3 protein-coding genes are annotated in these 3,401 nt (G+C 40.9%); all 3 read left to right on the forward strand.

Annotated features, from left to right (window positions below):
• The coding region (locus tag ACKI5B_RS03525) for a hypothetical protein (RefSeq protein ID WP_407425891.1) at nucleotides 1-377 on the forward strand (377 nt) is incomplete at its 5' end.
• Nucleotides 322-2,460, forward strand: coding sequence for a hypothetical protein (locus ACKI5B_RS03530; RefSeq protein ID WP_407425893.1), 2,139 nt, complete (start codon nucleotides 322-324; stop codon nucleotides 2,458-2,460). The genes ACKI5B_RS03525 and ACKI5B_RS03530, both read left to right, overlap by 56 nt.
• Nucleotides 2,457-3,401: hypothetical protein (locus ACKI5B_RS03535; RefSeq protein ID WP_407425895.1), on the forward strand; the 945-nt coding region annotated here is incomplete at its 3' end. The genes ACKI5B_RS03530 and ACKI5B_RS03535, both read left to right, overlap by 4 nt.

Consider the following 3,401-nt stretch of genomic DNA (forward strand, 5'->3'; position numbering starts at 1 on the left):
GCTTGCCGGGTGTAAAGCGTGCAAAGCAGACTTACAAAAGGCAGGTTGCTGAAGAAAACCTTGCAGAAAAAGGAAATCTAAACCCTTCTGAAAGTCAGATACAGCGTGAAGCAAAAAATGTTACTGACGAAGATGTACAAAAATATATTGATGCAAAGACCTATGTTAAGCAATATGAAGACAGCAAGCATAAATTAAGATATGATGCTTCTGTGGCTGATCTGATGAAAACACCCGGCGCAAAAAGTTATGAGCTTTTAATGGCAATCTTACAGGAAGGAGAAAAACGAAACAATGCCGAAGCACAGAAAGAAGCTACAAATGCAGCCGCAGTTGAAGACGGCTATAAAAGAAATAAAGCTAACATTGCAGATTAAAGGTGAAAAGAAAGAAGTGTCCTGTTATGTATACGAGTACACGCAACGCTGCCAGGAGCTGCCACAGTTTCCGCTTGGTGGCAATACGGTTACGATCAAAAAGATTGTTGACGGCCAGCGCATAGAGTTTGAATATTTGCCCATTTACAGCGGTTTTGACATAGAGACAACAAATGTAATTACTGACGAGTCAAAGGCCGCCTATATGTATCACTGGCAGCTTGTTATTGCATCTGATGAAATAGGCTATATCTATTTAGGCAGGCGCTGGGAATTATTTTTTGACCTGTATAACAGGCTCGTTGAATTTTACAGACTGGGCGCTGTCAGAAAGCTTTTATGCTGGGTTGCAAATCTTGGCTTTGAATTCCAGTTCTTACGCAAGCGCTTATTATGGGATGAAGAAAACTTCTTTGCACGTGAAGAACGTCACCCGCTGGCAGCGCCGACAAAAGACGGCTTCGACTTCAGAGAAGCTTTGAGCATATCAGGCGGCAGCCTTGCACAGCTTGCAAAAGATTTTACGACCACTCAGAAGTTAAAAGGCGATTTAGACTATAAAATAATGCGAACATGGAAAACACCTTTGACCGATACTGAAAAAGATTATTGCATCAACGACGTTGCAATACTGGCCGAATGGTCAAGCTTTATCTTTAGCAAGTATATTTACCCTGACAAAAAAATACCGCTGACAAAGACCGGTTTGCTTCGGTCTGAAGTCAGAAATGAGCTTAAAAATATTTTAGGCTATCAGGGCACAAAAGACTATAAACAGTTGGTGCAAAATGCTTTTCCCGATTGTGAAACATATCAATACTGGTTCAGGTGGTTATTCCGGGGCGGTTATGTACACGCAAATATAACAAATACCGGCTATGTGATAGAAAATGCAATCGGTGAAGATGAGACAAGCGCTTATCCGGCATGGATGAATTTTGGGTATTATCCCGGCACGCCGTTTATTGCACGTTATGACTTGGAGAACTTCAGCCGGTATCTGAAAGAAAAGTGCTGCATCATCACTGTAAAGTTTACAAACATACAGCGTAAAACTTCAATATCATATGAAAGCAAGCATAAATGTTTAGAGCTGACAGACGCTTTGATCGATAACGGCAGAGTTGCCACAGCTGGTGAAATGAAAGTTGTCCTGACTGAGCTTGACTGGCAGATATATACAAAGCTTTACAAGTGGGAGTCAGCCGACATAATATGCCTGTGGACTTCCGAAAAGATCAGATTGCCAAAGTTTATACTTAATGTATTAAACAGACACTATCTGAACAAAGCCAAAATGAAAAAAGCCGGGCTTTCCGGCACGCCCGAATATGCAATCGAGAAGTCGGGCGTGAATGCGGGCTATGGCCTTCTCGTAACCCGGATGGAATTATCGAGCGTGAAATATTCAAACAACCTTGAAAACTGGGAGTTAAAAGAAAATGACCTTGACTTTGAAGCAGAAAAAGCAAAGCAGATACTCTTGCCGCAGTGGGGCATATGGGTTACAGCACATGCACGCTGGGCACTTTTTCAGCCGGGCTTCAAGATCATTGACGAGCTGGGCGCAGACTACATTATATATAATGACACAGACAGTTACAAATGCAGGAAGCATCCACGAGTATTAGAAATATTTGAAGAGTATAACAAGTGGATTGCCAAAAAAATACAATCGGCAGGACTGACAGACCCGGCGTTTGATGATCTTGGCATGTTCGATTTGGAAAGCCCCAACATAACACGCATAAAGACTTTAGGGGCAAAGCGTTATCTGACCGAAGAAGACGGCAAGATCAAAGCGACTGTTGCAGGGATGCCGAAAAGCGCAATACTCAATTTTGATAAAGACCCGTTTGCAGCTTTTGATATACTGGGCATGGAATTAAAGGCTGATGTATCAGAAAAGAATACAATACATTATGAAGACAATGCTTCAGAATGGATTGCACCTGATGGAGTAAAAATGACTGAAAGGTCAAGCGCTGTAATATTTGAAATTGCATTCACAATGAAGCTTGACAGATTTTACAGGGCATTTATCGAAAGCGGCCTTGATGAAAGGAGCGTGCTTGGAAATTGAAAGTTGAAGCTGAAGAGATAAAATATCTCAATGGAAATGTACAGGACGGTATTGAAGTTAACTGGCAAAAAGTTTTTTCCTATTATAAAGCGCTTAAAATGCCAAAAGGCATATACAATCCGGCAAAGGAACTTGACCCCGGCGCTGCCGAATGGTTTATCCTGATATCATCCCGAAGTACCGGCAAGACAACAAACCTTTTAATTATTTCAATCATATTGTTTCTGATGTACGGTATAACTACACCTTATATAAGACAAAGACCGGATATGACAGCACGGCAGAATATCGAAAAGCTGTTTGAAGTTATCCGGGCATGCGGTTATATAAAAGACCTGACCGACGGCCAGTACAACAATGTGTATTACTTCGGACATAAAATGTACTTATGTCACATTGACGAAAAGGGCGAAAGAGATGGCAGATCAGAAGCGTTTATGTATGCGCTTGACCTGACACAGAATGAAGTTTATAAAAGCTCGTTAAACATGCCAACAGGTGATTTTATAATATTTGACGAGTTTATAAGCAGTACATATGCAAACAATGAGTTTGTCACATTGTGCGATTTGCTGAAGACAATACTCAGGGACAGACTGACCGGCAAGATATTTTTACTGGCTAATACAACAAATTATTATAATGAATATTTAAGAGAGTTATATATTCAGGATGAAGTTTTAAAAGTCGGTGAAGACGAGCCCTTCATCAAGCTTACGCAGAAAAAGACACGTATATTTGTACATATAATATCTAACAGAAACAAGCAGAGAGCCAAAGTAAATACATTATACTTCGGCTTTGACAATCCGAAGCTTGCCAGTATCACCGGCGGCAGCTGGGCTGTTGACAGTTACCCGCACTTTTTCAGGGATGATGAAAGGGAACTTGTAGCAAAAGATTTTTATATCACTTATGCAGGCAAGATTTTACAATTGGAC

The sequence above is a fragment of the Treponema sp. genome (genome assembly GCF_045657965.1).
Lineage (GTDB): Bacteria > Spirochaetota > Spirochaetia > Treponematales > Treponemataceae > Treponema_D.

What these genes read in the sequence shown, in the direction of transcription:
- ACKI5B_RS03530 (WP_407425893.1), top strand. Translation starts at nt 322, where the DNA reads ATGCAGCCGCAGTTGAAGACGGCTATAAAAGAAATAAAGCTAACATTG.